We start from the raw sequence: 16,706 nt of genomic DNA on the forward strand, positions 1-16,706 counted from the left end.
AGACCTGATCGGTGCGATCACGATTCCTGAAGACTTGAATGGCGACGGTATCTTGAATGCAGACGAGCTTGGCACAGACGGCACCTTCAATGCACAAGTGGCGTTGGGACCAGATGCAATCGATGGCACAGTGGTGAATATCAACGGTACCAACTACACCGTGACAGCAGCTGACCTTGCAAACGGCTTCATCACTGCAGCGATTCCTGTAACAGGCGAAGGCCCTGTGACCATCCATGCAGAAGCAGTGGATGCACAAGGTAACCTTGATGTTGCAGATGCAGATATCACCGTGACTGTAGATACCTTGCCTGCAGACCTGATCGGTGCGATCACGATTCCTGAAGACTTAAATGGCGACGGTATCTTAAATGCAGACGAGCTAGGCACAGACGGTACCTTCAATGCACAAGTGGCGTTGGGACCTGATGCAATCGACGGCACAGTAGTGAATGTGAACGGTGTGAACTACACCGTGACTGCAGCTGACCTTGCAAACGGCTTCATCACTGCAGCGATTCCTGTAACAGGCGAAGGCCCTGTGACCATCCATGCAGAAGCAGTGGATGCACAAGGTAACCTTGATGTTGCTGATGCAGATATCACCGTGACTGTAGATACCTTGCCTGCAGACCTGATCGGTGCGATCACGATTCCTGAAGACTTAAATGGCGACGGTATCTTAAATGCAGACGAACTAGGTACAGACGGCACCTTCAATGCACAAGTGGCGTTGGGACCAGATGCAATCGATGGCACGGTGGTGAATGTGAACGGTACTAACTACACCGTGACAGCAGCTGACCTTGCAAACGGCTTCATTACAGCGACTCTTGCCGCAACAGCAGCAGATCCTGTGACTGGTCAGATTGTGATTCATGCTGAGGCTGTAGATGCACAAGGTAACCTTGATGTTGCAGATGCAGATGTAACGGTAACTCTAGATGTTACTCCACCTGATATCACTACAACTGTGTTAGCAATTGACCCAGTTACTGCTGATAACATCTTGGATGCGACAGAAGCTGGTGGATCAGTGACCTTAACAGGTACATTGACCAACATCCCTACAGATGCAGTAACAACAGGTGTTGTGGTTACTGTAAATGGTGTTGACTATACAGCCACAGTTGATGCCGTAGCAGGTACTTGGACAGTTGATGTAGCTGGTAGTGGTCTTGCAGCAGATTCAGACTTAACTGTTGATGCTACTGCGACATTCACAGACCTCGCAGGAAACGCTAGTACACTTCAAGATACGCAAACTTATACTCTTGCAAGCTCTATCATTGCTTTCGATAACACTGATACAGCTGTACTTGCACCTCAACCATTGCTTGTACAAGATGATGCCTCTTTAGGTAGTGAAACTTACCTAGCCTTGGTTTCACTGGCTGGACTTGATTTACAACTTGGTTCTGAAGCAATTGATTTTACAGTAGGTGCTGGTCAAGAAGGCAATGCGACCTTTACTTATAGTGCTTTAATTGGAGTGGATGCATTATCTGATTACTCTCTAGTTGTTCAGAAATTTGATACAGCAACAGGTCAATGGACTGCGATTTATGGTGGTGGCCAAGCGGATATTCTTGATCTTACTTTACTAGGTTCAACACCTGGTGTAGTGATTGATGGGTTAGAAGAAGGTCAATACCGTGCATTCATGACTTACAACGGTCTTCTAGGTATTGGTTTACTTGGCACCTTAACAGGCACAATGGATGTTTATGACACAACACAAGTAGGTGGATACTACACCGAAGTTGCCGATGGTAATGTTATTACTGATATCAATACCAGTGGTGAAATAGACATCGTAACTCCTACGACTGTAGTTACAGCGGTAAATGGTCAGCCTGTTACAGCGGTAGATACTGTGATCAACGGGTTGTATGGTACTTTGGTAATCGATCCAGACGGTACATACACTTATACTCCTACTGCAAGTGCAGCAGGCGTAGGTCAAACAGATGTATTTGTCTACACATTAACTGATCCTGTAACTGGTGATACGGCTCAAGCAAATCTCAATATTCAATTGAGCTCTGTGAACGCGGTGGATAATGTTGTAACCGCAGAAATTAATCCAGAGCCATTGCTTGTTGCTGATGATGTAGCGTTAGGTAGTGCGAATTATCTTGTAGCTGTATCGTTAGCTGGTCTGGATTTACAATTACTCGCTGATGAAGCAATTGAATTTACTGTTGATCCGAACCGTGAAGGTACAGCAACGTTCACATTCGATGCCATAATCACAGCAGATTTACTCAGCGATTATGCGATTGTTGTTCAGAAATTTGATGAAGTAACAGGTGAATGGGTATCGATTGGTGGTACTAACCCAGAAGCATCACTCATTGATCTATCACTTATCGGTGGTACGCCAACAGCTGTTCTTGAAGGATTGGATGCTGGTCAGTACCGTGCATTCATTGGATATGAAGGTTTAGTCGGTGTAGGTTTAGGCGGAACATTAACTGGTACGATGGATGTCTATAATCCATACATCGTGGCAGGTTACTCTGTTGAACCGATCTCTGGTAATGTCATCAAAGATGCAAGTCTCACTGGTGAAGTTGATGCAGCAAGCAGCAGTGCTGTGATTTCTCAAGTGAATGGTGTTGCGGTTGATCCAGTTGCTGGTGCAACAATCACCGGTACATACGGTACATTGGTGATCGACCAAGATGGTAACTACACCTATACTCCAACTGTAGACGGAGCAAACCTAGGTCAGGTAGATCAATTTACCTACACCTTGCTTGATCCTGTAACAGGTAACACTTCTGAGGCAACACTTTACGTTCGTCTCGATAGTAACAGTGTAGATATGACTTGGAACGATGCAGATCCATCTCAACCAGCTGTAATTACTAGCCCGCTTCCAGTAGATGCAATGGATAACGTTGCTTCGGCTGAAATAGACATGGTTTATCCTGTAACAACTGAGGTACTTGATAATGCGATCAGCTATAACTGGTTACTCGGCGTAGGTGGTATCGTTATCGGTTCTAGAGAAGGTACAGCGACATTTACAGTTGATCCAGGTAATCTGACTGACGCCATCATTGCAGTGAACTTTGGTTCGGTTGCTACGGTTGTCGACGGTTTACATGTGGTATTAACACGAGTAAATCCAGATGGCACTCGTACTGTAGTTGCGGATAGTTCTGATACTGGCGTAATTGACTTGTTAGGTATCTTTGGTTCCGAAGTTCAATTCAAGATTGATAACTTAAGTGCCGGTACTTATGAGTTGTTCATGGAAAGCAACACATTACTTACAGCTCTAGGTAGTGTTACTGCGGATATCACACTGAATCACGGTGATATCACTCAACCGCCTGTACTGGTTGTTGACCCTGTAACTGGTAATGTACTTGCTGATGATAACTCTGCGGTTTACGGTACAAACTATGTGCCGGACTACATTACGACAACTTCAGTAGTAACTGCTGTTACAGCTGAAAATGGTAATACAACTACAGTTGTAGCGGGTACTCCAGCAACGGTTATTGGGGTATACGGAACTCTGACTATTAATGCAGATGGTACTTATAGTTATCAGGCAACTGCGGATATGGCGAATGTAGGTAAAGTTGATAGCTTCACTTACACAGTGACAGATCCAGTGACTGGCAGAACTGATACCGCGACATTACATGTTCAAGTTGGTTCGCCAGATGTTGATGTCACTTGGAATACAGCAGATCCTTCGGCAGATGCTACTCTTCCAACGCCATCAGTAACACCTGATACAGATGATGCAACAATCAGTATGGAACCAGTGGTAGATCCTGCTGTAGACGTGTTAAGTGGTAATGTGACCATTGGTAACTTAGTCGGTTTCCCAATTCCACTTCCTGTGCTCAGTAGTACTGTAACCTCAGACCAGTTTGTGATTGCTGCTAATACAGTAAGCGATGTACATGTACAGTTAAATTACACTGCAACGTTGAGTCTTTCTGCTTTCCCAACAACTGGATATACAATTCAGCAGTTCGTTGGTGGAACATGGGTAGATACAGCATACTCTGGTTCTGCAACAGCATTAGCAGGTGTTTTGGGTGCTCCGGCATTCTCGGCAGATGTTCCTCATTTAACAGCAGGTACTTATCGAGTTGTATTCAGTTTATCAAGTGTGCTTTCATTAGGTGTAGTAACTCTAGATTCTGTAGTAACAACTACAGCGACTCATCTAGACCAATACACACCAGATGGTCAAACAGACTGGATTACTGGCAACGTTCTTACTAATGATGTGGTAGAAGGTACTCAGCTCTATGTAATGAACTCAACAACTGGCACTTATGAGCTAGCTGCTGGTCAAGGAGTGAATACAGGTGAAGGCACATTGTATCTATACAATGATGGTTCTTACTTCTATAAACCATTAGATAGCGCGGCAAATGCGACTGTTGATGTGATTGATTACAAGTTGGTTTCAGTGATTGATGGTAGTGAATATGCCTCTACATTGACGATTAACTTGAGTCAAGAGTTGAATAGCCTTGCGGTAAGTACTGCGGCAAATGATACATTTGCTCTCGGTAATGGCTCTGATACCTTGATCTACAACACATTAACAGCTGCAAGTGTCACTGATGCAACTGGTGGTAACACAACAGGTGGTGGTGTAGATGTATGGACTGACTTCCATGTAGGTGATACTGCAACAGATGATCAAGCTGATAAGATTGACTTAAGTAACTTGTTAATTGGTTCTCAAACTAACTTAACAATCGGTCAATATGTGACAGTAAGTTATGATGCTGGTACTCAAACTGCGACAATCAGCGTAGACCGTGATGGTGGATTACTTGTAGAAGGTACTTACACTGAAACACCATTGCTTCAATTGACTAACCTCACTGGTCCAGTCACATTGAATGACTTGATCAACAATGGTCAAATCATTTTCTAATCTGACAATCGACTTATAGAAAAAAAAGAGCCTTCGGGCTCTTTTTTTATGTCTAAACAATACGTTAACTTAGCTTTTTACATGTTCATGCTATGATGGATTGAAAACTTTATAGAACAACAAACAACGGATAGGGACTGATTTCGAGTGAAAGCATTTTTAAACTTCCAAAGACAACTGAACCTTTGGTTAGAACATATCGCTCCCCATGTTTCAGATCTTCAAAAGAAGACGATTTTATTTATATCTTATGGGCCTAAAGACCAAAGATGTAACGTATGGCATAGTAAAAAAACAAGCTTTTCACAAGCAAAAATACAATTATTAGCTTTCATTAATGATCAGTTTGCACAGGAACTACTTACTGATTATATAAAAATTGATGTTGCATATAATTTAACGAAACAAGCTTGGAAAGTAGTAGAGCAGCAAGTCCATCATCAATTTCACAACAACCACTACCGTAAAGGTATTGGGTTTGATGAACACTGTTCAGTAGCTTTTCTTGAGCAAGAGATTTATGGAAAGGCAATTATACGAGGTTTGAGCTATGACAAACCCAACTTTTTTGATGAAACAAATCTGAATTATTCAATTAAGCAAAAATATAACGCGACTAAACCACAGATTAAACTACAAGAGCTACAAGACATTTGGACTTTTGATACCTACGCAGCATTTTATGAAAATGGGCAATTCATTAATTTAGCGAGCGGTTATGATGCGAATGGTATCAGGGCGATTTCGAGCAATAAGAAACAGCATTTTCAGTCGTTAATTGAAAAAAATTCGGCATTTTTGCATGATCAAATTCAAGAAAATGGCAAATTTATCTATGGCTATTTTTCTGCTTATGATCGAGATATTCGTAACTATAATACGGTACGCCACTGTACCTCGGTGTATGCGTTGCTGGAAACATTTGAAGTGCAGAGCAAACCAGAATATTGGCCCAAGATACATGCTGCTATCCAATATGCACTGACCAACTTTTATAAAGAAAAAGACTCAGAAACTGCTTTTATGATTGATGGTAAAGAAGGGGAATTTGAAATTAAATTAGGTGCCAATGCTGCTGCTATTTTAATGTTCACTAAATATCAAGAAATTACTCAAAAAACTGATTATCAAAAATATGCAGAGAAACTTGCAAATGGTATTTTAAAATTAGTCGATTCAAATGGCTCAACAACTCACGTATTAAATTATCCAGATTATGATTTAAAAGAAAAATTCAGAATTATTTATTATGATGGTGAAGCTGCTTTAGCTTTATTAAGGTTATATCAAATCAACCAAGATTCTAGATTATTAGAAACTGTTAAATTAATGTTTGAATGTTTTATTGAAAAGAGATATGAAAAATACCATGATCATTGGTTAAGTTATTGTACAAATGAACTCACTAAAATATGCCCTGAAGATAAATATTTTATTTTTGGTTTAAATAATTATTTAAAACATTTTATTTTTATTCGCAATCGAAAAACGACTTATGCGACTTTACTAGAAATGTTAATGGCTGCTTATAAAATGGTGAACCGTTTAAAAGAGCAGGGGCACACAGCACTTTTTGAGCAAGCTTATATGCCTGAGCTTCAAAAATTAATTGAATTCAGAGCTGATTTTCAAACGACAGGCTTTTTTTATCCGGAAATGGCGATGTATATGGCACGGCCAGATAAAATTTTACATGCTTTTTATATTCGCCATGATCGTTTCCGAGTACGGATTGATGACCAAGAGCATAATTTATCAGGCTACATCGCTTATGTAAAAGATTACAAAGGTGATGAGTCATGAAGTATCAACCCGTTGAAATCAAATTATTAGCACATATCGACACTACAAGTTTCGATGAAGCTTTATGGCAATTCGAATTCGACGATGATATTTCAACATTACTTCTAATCGACTATGCACTAGAACAATTTCAACAAAAAAAAGTGCAGGCTCAAGATGTCTATATTGTGCCACAAAAAATGAGTGAGCAAATTGGACAGCAAAACTTAGGTTTAAAAACATCTGAAATTTACACATTTACAGAGTTATTGCAGTTCATAATTTTTACTCAAGCCGTAGATGTAAAGGAAGCTTTAAGCAATATGCTTTGCGGTACAAATGAGCAAGCATCTTTAATTTTCTCTAAAAGAGCCGCTGCCTATAACTTAAAATTAAAAAATGAAGCTACCCAAAATCAGCTAAAGCATTTGTTTTTATTGCTCAGAAAAATTTATAGCTATCCCAATGAAATAAAAAAAGTATTCTTTATAAAAGAGCTGAATTTTCAAGGAAAGTCTTATCTCCCTCAGACACCATTAATGGGACAGAATGTAGTAGAGGTCTTATATCTTACAAACTCATTTAGAAAAATTTATCTGACGTTCTTGGAAGAAAACCAAACGATCGGTTTCTTTTTATTCTTAGATGATATTCATCGTGCTGAGCACCAGGTTCCTTACTATGCTTGTTTTCAAGCACAGAACGTACAACCTAAAGTTTGCTCTGCTCCAAGTGGCATTATTAACATTTTGGGGGATACCTACTTTGGGGAAATCTACACTAAAAAGCGTAAGGCGAGAGGACAAACGGATGCTCTGCAGCAATATGGATATGACTATTCTTTTAAAAAAATAAAAGCTTTTTTAGGTGAACATGACTTAAATATTGCTAACTTTGAAGCGGTATTTTCTTTAGAAAACCAATCTCCTTTAGGCCATAAAAAGTCTTTTATTCTTAAAGCTGATGCTGAACAAACATTAGCAGCATTCAAAAATATTCACCTTAATCATGTGGTGTTGGCAAACAACCATCTAAAAGACTATGGGGATCGTGGGCTGACCTATACATTACAACAGTTGGATCAGGCTAACATTTCTTATATTGGTGCTGGCGTAAACCAAAAAGATGCTCATAACTACTTTGAACTCTCTTTTGAAAATAAGCGCTATGCTATTTTTAACGGATACTGGCACAGAGACACTCCCTATCTCGATTATAATTTTTATGCTTTAGGTCATAAGAGTGGAGTGGCGTGTTTAAATGGTGTTTTGCTTGAACAAATAGGTCGCTATAGGCTGGCTCATCCTGAACATAAAATTATTGTTATTTGCCATTGGGGTGTCGACTTTAAGCCCATTACAAAAGAGCAGAATAAGCTTGCTGCGATTTTAACCCAAGCTGGTGCTGACCTGATCATTGGTCATGGTGCTCATACTATTCAACCTATCCAGATCATCAACCAAAAGCCAGTCGTGTTTGGTATTGGCAATGCTGTGTTTAATAGCAATGGCGAATATGAAAAACATAATGCTTTACCATTTGGCTGTATAGCAAGGTTAGATTTGTCAAAAGACTTACTTCGTCTTTATCCAATTTACATCAATAATTTGAAAACATTTTGGCAGCCGTATCCAGTAGATGCTGAAGATTTCTTAAAAGCTAGTACTTACATGACATCTTCACTGACCCTTGAAAATTACATCGCTACCCAAGATAACTTAGGGCCATATATTGAAATTAAATTTTAGGGATATTGTTTGTATGTCGATAAAATAGTTTGAAGTTGTACTGGCGTAAATCCTAAATTTCTTAAGCCACCACTGCCTAATTTACATTCGGCGCTTGCCATGATGTTTGTTGGAGTACGTTTTGTAGCTTTTGGTGCACAAACATGTTTTAGACCAAAAACATGTCCCATTTCATGCACGCTACCAGCCTGAATATTATAATTGAGGCGGTTCCAGTCTAATAAAATAAAGGGTTTGCCATTATTACGAAAGGCTCTACTCGTTACATCTTCAAATTTCCATTTCGTTGAGTAGGCATCATAAATAAAAACAATCACTTCTTTACTTGCAGTTCGTTTCGGAAAACACGTATTTACACTGGCAGGGATAGTTTCATTCGTAATTGGGTAGGGCTGATTAATCTGTTGTTTTAAATCACAATGTAATTTTGAAAACTCTTCATAAGGAATATAACGATGTAATTTAAATTTAAAAATTTTATTATTTTTATCATCTACATAGTATTTATTTAATATTTTAATTTCCTTACGCATCTGTTGATAATTATCAAACTTTGTAGCTTCGGGAGAGTTGGTTGTAAAAACAAAAGTGACTGGAATAATAGGGCGGCCATCTGTAGAGACTTTAGGTGTTTCTCCTAAAGGAAGAGGAGGGCGTGTAGTACAAGAAACGCATAGTAAAGTGCCAGTAATCACTAGTAATGTTTTTTTCATGCAGATTTCCCTCAAGCCCACCTTGGATTGCATTTAGTTTTGTTCAAAATTTTTTATATGATATGAATGATGTCAATTTTTATGGAGTCCATTTTGACAACTCAGTATGAACTACATCGGCAAATTTTAGAAGTCATTGCTTTGATTCCTTACGGAAAAGTTGCAACCTATGGACAAGTGGCTCGTATGGCAGGATTACCAAAACATGCGAGATTAGTGGGCTATGTTTTGAAACATCTTGAAGCTGATCATCAAGTTCCTTGGTATCGTGTGATTAATTCTCAAGGCAAAATTAGCCTAAGTAAATTTAATGAAAAAGGTGAAAATATTCAGCAATTAAAATTGGAAGCTGAAGGTGTTTATTTGTTAAATGGTAAAGTTGACTTAAAGCAGTTTGCTTGGCAGCCTTAATACTTATGTTAGAGAGTAAATACACATGCAAAAGAATAATAAATGGTGTAGTGGAGCAGTATTACTTTTAAGTTTGATGGCACAGGTGAGTTATGCTGAAAAGGATATTTCAACTCAACCTTTTATAAATATAAAGGCTTCTCAGCAAGACATAGATTTGATATGCAAGCAACTGAGACAGAAATGCAGTGGTGAAGCTATCCTGTGGAAGGGAAAAAATACGCAAGATTCGATTTATTACCTAATAGATGAAAGTCCACAAATTGTTCAGGTTAAGAAGCAAAATAATCAATATAAAGTAGTTGATCAATGGGACTTTAAAGATTATCAACATCATAATAAAGAGCCTCATAACGATGATTTGGGACCAGATGGATTACAAATCTTTCCAGCTTTATATCCCTTAAATAAAAATGAGTTTGCAATCGCAGTAGTTAATAGATGGTTTACGGGTTACTCAGGAGGAGGGCGTTTTGAAGAAAATGCTGACTTCATTAAGCTCAAACCTCATGGGGAGTATCAAGTTGCACTAAAAGATATTGCTTTTTCTTCACGAGAAATGATTCGAGCATGTTTTTCAGAACAAGATTATAAAAAATCGCCCCATTGTCATGATGAGGCATGGATGATACTAAACATTCAATTTAAAGATGTGGGACAACCATATTATTTATGGCAATTAAATTATAAAAATTATTCTTGGGAAGCTTTCAAAAGTAAAAAAACAATAACGGTTGAGCAATCGCGTGAAGAGGTTATGCCTTTTAAGAAATAGAAGCCTATCTTGCTCACTTTAGCCAGACAGGCGTCTCACTTTAGCGAACAATTAACACAGGAATATGGCTTTCCCCTAAAACTTTTTGTGCAACACTTCCCAACACGAGTTTTCGGACTCCCGTGCGGCCATGAGAACCCATGACAATCAGATCTGCATTTAAGTCTTGAGCAGCCTGAATGATTTCCTCATGTACAACAAAACCTTCTAGCAGTTTTGTTTCAACGGTAACGCCTTCATTGGCAAATTCTTGTTTTGCTTTTTCTAAAATGTCGAGCAAATAAGTTCTTGTACGTTCAATCAACTCATTAGTTTGGCCAGTTTTTACGTAGACATCAGCAATAAATGGGTCAAGTGCCATCACTTGTACAACTGTAATTTTACTATTTAACGCTTTTCCCAGCTTAATGGCCTCTTTCATGGCGACCATAGAAGTTTCAGAACCGTCAATTGGTACCAAAATATGTTGATATAACATGAGTATTTTCCTTATTGTAATGATGCTTATTTATTAATACTTTATACTTATTTTTTGACGATTTAAATTCAAGCACGTAATCATTTGTGATTTTATAACAACAAATTTTTTAGATAAATTTTTATAAATTGCGCAAATTTTTTATATGTGTAGATAAAGCATCAATATCGTCAGTTTGAAGATATTCACGTATTTTCAAAATTTGCTTCTCATCTAAATCATAAAGTTTTAAAGCAAGTAGTTTGTCGATTTGTTCTTGAGGAAAGCGATATTTAATAATTTTCGCAGGCACTCCACCTACAATTGCATAGGGAGGAACATCTTTAGTTACTACGGCTCCAGTGGCGACCACTGCGCCTTCACCGAGTTTGACACCTTGCATAATCATTGCACGGCTACCAATCCAGCAGCCATCAGAAATAACAGTATCACCCGCTGCCAAAAAACTACGAGTATCAAAAGGAAAAGTTGAAACCCAGTCTGGTCTGTGAAGTTGATTACCACCCATCATGATCACACACTCAGCGCCAAAACAAACAAAATTACCAATATAAATCTGATCAATTGGCTTGTCTGGAGTAGAGGGCTTGTCATGTAAATAACGTACTACACAACGCTCAAAGCCTTGATCCCAATACGCCGAATAGTAAGAATAATTTCCTTTAATATGGATATTTGGATTTCTCACAGTTTTGGAAATAAACTCAAATTCGCACCAATGACGAACAGGGGAGCCAATTAACTTTTCAGCCATAAGGGAAATATAAAAAAGAGAATACGCCATTATACCGAATTGCGATTCAAGCTGAACCCATAATCTCAGCCCAGCCAGTGAATCGAATGTTAAAGTAAGTGCTAATTTGAACTAATTATTATGAGGAATACGTGCAATAACTTTAATCTCAAAATCAAAGCCTGCTAACCAAGTTACGCCCACAGCGGTCCAATTAGGATAAGGCTTTTGTGTAAAGATCTGATTTTTAACTTTCATAATGCTTTCAAACTGCCGTTCTGGATCGGTATGAAAGGTGGTGACATCAATAATATCATCGAAAGTACAACCAGCTGCTTTCAGTGTCTCTGCTAAGTTCTTAAAAGCTTGGATCACCTGTTTTTCAAAATCAGGTACAGGTGAGCCATCTTCAAGGCTACCAACCTGTCCTGAAACAAAGAGTAAATCTTTCGATTGAATTGCGGCTGAATAACCATGCTGTTCATATAAGGCATGGCGGTCTTTAGGAAATATTGCAGTTCTCATCAGGTTTGTTCTCCTTCAGTATTTAAATACCAATCAGTAAATGTCGCTCAGGTTTCACATACGCTTCGTATGTAAACATAATTGACATACGAGGCGTATGTCAATTAAAATTTTTTGTGATGATTAGCTGGTGAAATACATGTCTGTTCGTGAACAAAAGATGGCGGAAACCCGCAAGAAACTGATTGAAGTAGCACGTCGTGCATTTGCTGAATATGGCTATACAGATACTTCAATGGATAAACTCACGGCAGAAGCAGGGTTGACCCGTGGGGCGCTGTACCATCATTTTGGTGACAAGCGTGGTTTATTTGCTGCAGTGGTCGATCAAATTGATTCACAGATGGCAGAATATGCCCAGCAGCATTTAGAGCAGCCTGGTGATCTTTGGGAAGGATTGCTACTTGAAGGGCAGACCTATATTCAAAATGCTTTAAATCCTGAGTTTCAGCGTATTGTGTTACGTGATGGACCTGCAGTGCTGGGCGATCCAGCGCATTGGCCAAGTCAAAATAGATGTCTGCAGTCTACCCGTGAGTGTGTTGAACAGCTATTGACAGCAGAACAAATTAAAATTGTAGACCCAGAAGCGGCAGCAGTGCTTTTAAATGGGGCTGCCATGAACGCTGCATTATGGGTGGCTTCTAGTGAATATCCTGAACAGGTACTTCCTGAAGCCTTAAATGCTTTTAAAATCTTTGCATCAGGCTTTTTAAAAAATGCATAGTGAACTTTTTTAATATTTGTCTGAAATATAAAAAACCCCTCAATTGAGGGGTTTTATAGTTTAAGTATATCTATTTATAAATTAAAGATATTCTACACTTACGATTTCATATTCCACTTCGCCTTGAGGAGTAACGATTTTTACTTCATCACCTTCACTCTTGCTCAAAAGGCCACGTGCGATTGGTGAGTTCACTGAGATTTTATTGATTTTAAAATCAGCTTCATCATCACCAACAATTTTATAAGTCTTGCGTTCTTCAGTATCAAGGTTTTCAATCGTTACCGTAACACCGAATACAACACGACCGTTTTGTTCTAAGTCCTTAACATCGATGACTTGTGAAGCACCCAATTTTCCTTCGATATCTTGGATGCGTCCTTCACAGAAACCTTGCTGTTCACGAGCAGCATGGTATTCTGCATTTTCTTTTAAGTCCCCATGTTCACGTGCTTCAGCAATTGCTTGAGTAATACGTGGACGTTCAACAGATTTCAGATGTTGTAATTCTTTCTCTAAGGCGATTTTACCTTCAGGGGTCATTGGATAACGTTGCATTTCGGTCCCTCTTAAGTTGAGAAAACACAGTTAAAAAAATGAAAAAATCCCGCCACCGATAAGGTGACGGGACTTATCGGTAAAAAAATTAACCTACAGTTAAATCTTGCAAGCGGTATACATCCATTGGCAATTTCACAGCAAAGGCTTGGCAAACAGCTTCTGCGCCATTGATGGTCGTTGTGTAATACACTTTGCCTTGTAGGGCAGCACGACGAATCATTGCAGAGTCATATTGAGCCTGTTTACCTTCAGTGGTATTGACAATAAGGTGTATTTCACCATTTTTCAAGCGGTCAACAATATGTGGACGACCTTCAGTAACTTTATTTACAGATTCGCATTCTAAACCTGCTTCTTTAAGCACTTGGTAAGTACCACCTGTTGCAACAAGCTTGAAGCCATATTCAACTAATTTCTTAGCGATATCAGCGATATATTTCTTGTCAGATTCACGTACTGATAAGAAAGCATGCTTTACTTCGCCTTCAGTTGGTAAACCAGGTAAGCGTTCATTTGAGCCTAAAACAGCTTTATAGAATGCTTCACCAAATGTTTTACCTACGCCCATCACTTCACCTGTAGATTTCATCTCAGGTCCAAGCATAGGGTCTACGCCTTGGAATTTAGCGAATGGGAAAACGGCTTCCTTCACAGCAAAGTGAGTTGGAATGATTTCTTTAGTAAATCCTTGAGACTCAAGAGATTGACCTGCCATACAGCGCGCAGCAACTTTCGCTAAAGAATCACCAATACACTTAGATACGAATGGAACTGTACGTGAAGCACGTGGGTTAACTTCTAGAACGTAAATATCGTCACCTTTTACAGCGAACTGAACGTTCATCAAGCCAACAACGCCAAGTTCTTTCGCCATCGCAATTGTTTGACGACGCATTTCATCCTGAATTTCTTTAGATAAAGAATAAGGAGGAATTGAACATGCAGAGTCACCTGAGTGAATACCCGCTTGTTCGATATGCTGCATGATGCCGCCGATCACAACGTCTTTACCGTCAGATACACAGTCAACATCAACTTCAGTTGCGTCATCTAGGAAACGGTCAAGAAGAACAGGGGCTTCATTAGATGCTTGAACTGCTTCACGAAGGTAACGTTTAAGTTCTTCTTCGTTATATACGATTTCCATTGCACGACCACCTAATACATAAGATGGGCGAACAACAAGCGGATAACCTACTTTTGCAGCTTCAGAAATACCTTCTTCAGCAGATTTTACAATGCTGTTGTTTGGTTGACGAAGCTGTAAACGTTGAATCATTTGTTGGAAACGTTCACGGTCTTCAGCACGGTCAATCGCATCTGGTGATGTACCGATAATTGGAGTGCCTGCTTCTTCTAAAGCACGTGCCAATTTAAGCGGAGTTTGACCGCCGTACTGTACGATTACGCCTTTAGGTTTCTCTGTACGTACGATTTCAAGTACATCTTCAAGTGTTACAGGTTCGAAGTATAGACGGTCAGATGTGTCATAGTCGGTAGAAACAGTTTCAGGGTTACAGTTCACCATGATTGTTTCGTAACCGTCTTCACGCATAGCTAATGCAGCGTGTACACAGCAGTAGTCAAATTCGATACCTTGACCAATACGGTTTGGACCACCACCAATGACCATGATCTTGTCACGGTTTGATGGATTTGCTTCACATTCTTCATCGTAAGTTGAATACATGTATGCAGTACCAGATTCAAACTCTGCTGCACATGTATCAACGCGTTTGTAAACTGGATAAACACCCAAGTTCCAACGTTGTTTACGGAATTGCTTTTGTGAAATGCCCATGAGGTGAGCAATACGAAGGTCAGATAAACCTTTACGCTTGAACGAACGGATGTTGTCAGCGTTTAAGTCACCAAAACCTAAAGTTTTCACTTGAGCTTCAGTTTTAACGATGTCTTGAATCTGAATAAGGAACCAGCGGTCAATCTTAGTCGCTTCAAAAACTTCATCTAAAGAGAAACCATGACGGAAAGCGTCCGCTACATACCAGATACGCTCAGGACCCGGAACTTTAAGTTCTTTTAGAATAATTTCTTTTGCATTTGTTGCACCAGCTTCGATTTTTTCATCAAAACCGCTTACACCAACTTCAAGACCACGTAATGCTTTTTGTACAGATTCTTGGAAGTTACGGCCAATTGCCATCACTTCACCAACAGATTTCATCTGAGTGGTAAGAACTGGTTCAGCTTGCGGGAATTTCTCGAAGTTAAAACGAGGAATCTTCGTTACAACATAGTCAATTGATGGTTCGAAGCTTGCAGGAGTCACGCCACCAGTGATGTCATTTTTCAATTCATCAAGGGTATAACCAACAGCAAGTTTTGCTGCGATTTTAGCAATCGGGAAACCTGTTGCTTTAGAAGCAAGTGCAGATGAACGAGATACACGAGGGTTCATCTCGATCACAACCATACGTCCGTCTTTCGGGTTAATACCGAACTGGACGTTAGAACCACCTGTTTCAACACCAATTTCACGAAGAACTGCAACTGAAGCATTACGCATCAATTGGTATTCTTTGTCAGTTAATGTTTGAGCTGGTGCTACAGTAATTGAGTCACCAGTGTGTACGCCCATTGGGTCGAAGTTTTCGATGGCACATACGATAATACAGTTGTCGTTTTTGTCACGAACAACTTCCATTTCGTATTCTTTCCAACCAATTAAAGATTCATCGATCAATAACTGGTGAGTAGGAGAGAGGTCAAAACCACGTTCACAAATCTCAAGGAATTCTTCACGGTTATATGCAATACCGCCACCCGAACCACCCATTGTGAATGATGGACGGATAATTACTGGGAAACCAAAGCGTGACTGGATTTCTAAAGCTTCTTCCATTGTTTCAGCAATGGCAGCTTTTGGACATTCCAAGCCAATTTTACGCATAGCGATATCGAAGAGTTTACGATCTTCGGCTTTCTCAATTGCGTCTTTAGTTGCACCAATTAATTCAACATTATATTTCTCAAGAACGCCGTGCTCATCAAGTGCAAGAGCACAGTTCAACGCAGTTTGGCCACCCATAGTTGGCAATACTGCATCTGGACGTTCTTTTTCAATAATCTGTGCAACTGTTTGCCAAGTAATTGGCTCAATATAAGTTGCATCAGCCATTGAAGGGTCTGTCATAATGGTTGCTGGGTTAGAGTTAACCAAAATAACACGGTAGCCTTCTTCACGAAGTGCTTTACACGCTTGAGCACCTGAGTAGTCAAACTCACATGCCTGACCAATCACAATCGGGCCAGCACCAATAATTAAGATGCTTTTAATATCCGTACGTTTAGGCATTATTCGCTCCTTA

The 16,706-nt window shown here is 39.5% G+C and carries 10 protein-coding genes and 2 pseudogenes; 6 read left to right on the forward strand and 6 right to left on the reverse strand.

Going from position 1 to position 16,706, the window contains the following annotated elements; all coding sequences use genetic code 11:
* Window positions 1-127: 127 nt before the first annotated feature.
* From J655_RS19510 to J655_RS19520, 3 genes and pseudogenes are all read left to right on the forward strand, one after another.
* Window positions 128-4,924 (forward strand): annotated as a pseudogene (locus J655_RS19510) (beta strand repeat-containing protein); the annotation flags it as partial.
* 147 nt (window positions 4,925-5,071) lie between these two features.
* Window positions 5,072-6,727 carry a hypothetical protein gene (locus J655_RS19515; RefSeq protein ID WP_005803973.1) on the forward strand — a complete coding sequence of 552 codons (1,656 nt, stop codon included), beginning with the start codon at window positions 5,072-5,074 and terminating at the stop codon, window positions 6,725-6,727.
* Window positions 6,724-8,454, forward strand: coding sequence for a CapA family protein (locus J655_RS19520; protein ID WP_032052809.1), 1,731 nt, complete (start codon window positions 6,724-6,726; stop codon window positions 8,452-8,454). The genes J655_RS19515 and J655_RS19520 overlap by 4 nt, the downstream gene beginning before the upstream one ends.
* Here the strand turns inward: J655_RS19520 and J655_RS19525 are convergent.
* Window positions 8,451-9,167, reverse strand: a complete 717-nt coding sequence (locus tag J655_RS19525) for a metalloprotease (RefSeq protein WP_017480483.1) — start codon at window positions 9,165-9,167, stop codon at window positions 8,451-8,453. The two genes, J655_RS19520 and J655_RS19525, sit on opposite strands and share 4 nt — an antisense overlap.
* Before the next feature lie 81 nt (window positions 9,168-9,248).
* On the opposite strand from J655_RS19525, the gene J655_RS19530 reads away from it, so the two are divergent.
* Together J655_RS19530 and J655_RS19535 are read left to right on the forward strand one after the other, a co-directional pair.
* The gene (locus J655_RS19530) at window positions 9,249-9,578 is read left to right on the forward strand and encodes an MGMT family protein (RefSeq protein WP_002115572.1); all 330 of its coding nucleotides are present in this window, start codon (window positions 9,249-9,251) and stop codon (window positions 9,576-9,578) included.
* A 25-nt stretch (window positions 9,579-9,603) separates the two neighbouring features.
* Window positions 9,604-10,353 carry a hypothetical protein gene (locus tag J655_RS19535; RefSeq protein WP_032007543.1) on the forward strand — a complete coding sequence of 250 codons (750 nt, stop codon included), beginning with the start codon at window positions 9,604-9,606 and terminating at the stop codon, window positions 10,351-10,353.
* A gap of 40 nt (window positions 10,354-10,393) precedes the next feature.
* Here J655_RS19535 and J655_RS19540 read toward each other — a convergent pair whose 3' ends face one another.
* The 3 genes from J655_RS19540 to J655_RS19550 form a co-directional block, all read right to left on the reverse strand.
* Entirely contained in the window at window positions 10,394-10,831 is a 438-nt protein-coding gene (locus J655_RS19540; RefSeq protein ID WP_017480485.1) for a universal stress protein, read from the reverse strand.
* A 121-nt stretch (window positions 10,832-10,952) separates the two neighbouring features.
* On the reverse strand, window positions 10,953-11,585 hold the full coding sequence (locus tag J655_RS19545) for a CatB-related O-acetyltransferase (protein WP_017480486.1): 633 nt from the start codon (window positions 11,583-11,585) through the stop codon (window positions 10,953-10,955).
* A gap of 111 nt (window positions 11,586-11,696) precedes the next feature.
* Window positions 11,697-12,089 carry a RidA family protein gene (locus J655_RS19550; RefSeq protein WP_005067589.1) on the reverse strand — a complete coding sequence of 131 codons (393 nt, stop codon included), beginning with the start codon at window positions 12,087-12,089 and terminating at the stop codon, window positions 11,697-11,699.
* Between the two features lie 139 nt (window positions 12,090-12,228).
* Here J655_RS19550 and J655_RS19555 point away from each other — a divergent pair.
* Window positions 12,229-12,829 (forward strand): annotated as a pseudogene (locus J655_RS19555) (TetR/AcrR family transcriptional regulator).
* Window positions 12,830-12,897: 68 nt separating this feature from the next.
* Here J655_RS19555 and greA read toward each other — a convergent pair.
* Window positions 12,898-13,374: a transcription elongation factor GreA gene (gene greA, locus J655_RS19560; RefSeq protein ID WP_002115570.1), complete on the reverse strand. Its 477-nt coding sequence runs from the start codon at window positions 13,372-13,374 to the stop codon at window positions 12,898-12,900.
* Window positions 13,375-13,462: 88 nt separating this feature from the next.
* A complete protein-coding gene (gene carB / locus J655_RS19565; protein ID WP_005067595.1) occupies window positions 13,463-16,693 on the reverse strand; it encodes a carbamoyl-phosphate synthase large subunit in 3,231 nt (1,076 codons plus the stop codon).
* Window positions 16,694-16,706 lie beyond the last annotated feature (13 nt).

Origin of the sequence: Acinetobacter sp. 1294243 (genome assembly GCF_000588015.1) — a bacterium.
GTDB lineage: Bacteria > Pseudomonadota > Gammaproteobacteria > Pseudomonadales > Moraxellaceae > Acinetobacter > Acinetobacter pittii.

What these genes read in the sequence shown, in the direction of transcription:
- J655_RS19540 (WP_017480485.1), bottom strand. Translation starts at nt 10,831, where the DNA reads ATGTTATATCAACATATTTTGGTACCAATTGACGGTTCTGAAACTTCT.
- greA (WP_002115570.1), bottom strand. Translation starts at nt 13,374, where the DNA reads ATGCAACGTTATCCAATGACCCCTGAAGGTAAAATCGCCTTAGAGAAA.
- J655_RS19525 (WP_017480483.1), bottom strand. Translation starts at nt 9,167, where the DNA reads ATGAAAAAAACATTACTAGTGATTACTGGCACTTTACTATGCGTTTCT.
- J655_RS19535 (WP_032007543.1), top strand. Translation starts at nt 9,604, where the DNA reads ATGCAAAAGAATAATAAATGGTGTAGTGGAGCAGTATTACTTTTAAGT.
- J655_RS19545 (WP_017480486.1), bottom strand. Translation starts at nt 11,585, where the DNA reads ATGGCTGAAAAGTTAATTGGCTCCCCTGTTCGTCATTGGTGCGAATTT.
- carB (WP_005067595.1), bottom strand. Translation starts at nt 16,693, where the DNA reads ATGCCTAAACGTACGGATATTAAAAGCATCTTAATTATTGGTGCTGGC.
- J655_RS19520 (WP_032052809.1), top strand. Translation starts at nt 6,724, where the DNA reads ATGAAGTATCAACCCGTTGAAATCAAATTATTAGCACATATCGACACT.
- J655_RS19530 (WP_002115572.1), top strand. Translation starts at nt 9,249, where the DNA reads ATGGAGTCCATTTTGACAACTCAGTATGAACTACATCGGCAAATTTTA.
- J655_RS19550 (WP_005067589.1), bottom strand. Translation starts at nt 12,089, where the DNA reads ATGAGAACTGCAATATTTCCTAAAGACCGCCATGCCTTATATGAACAG.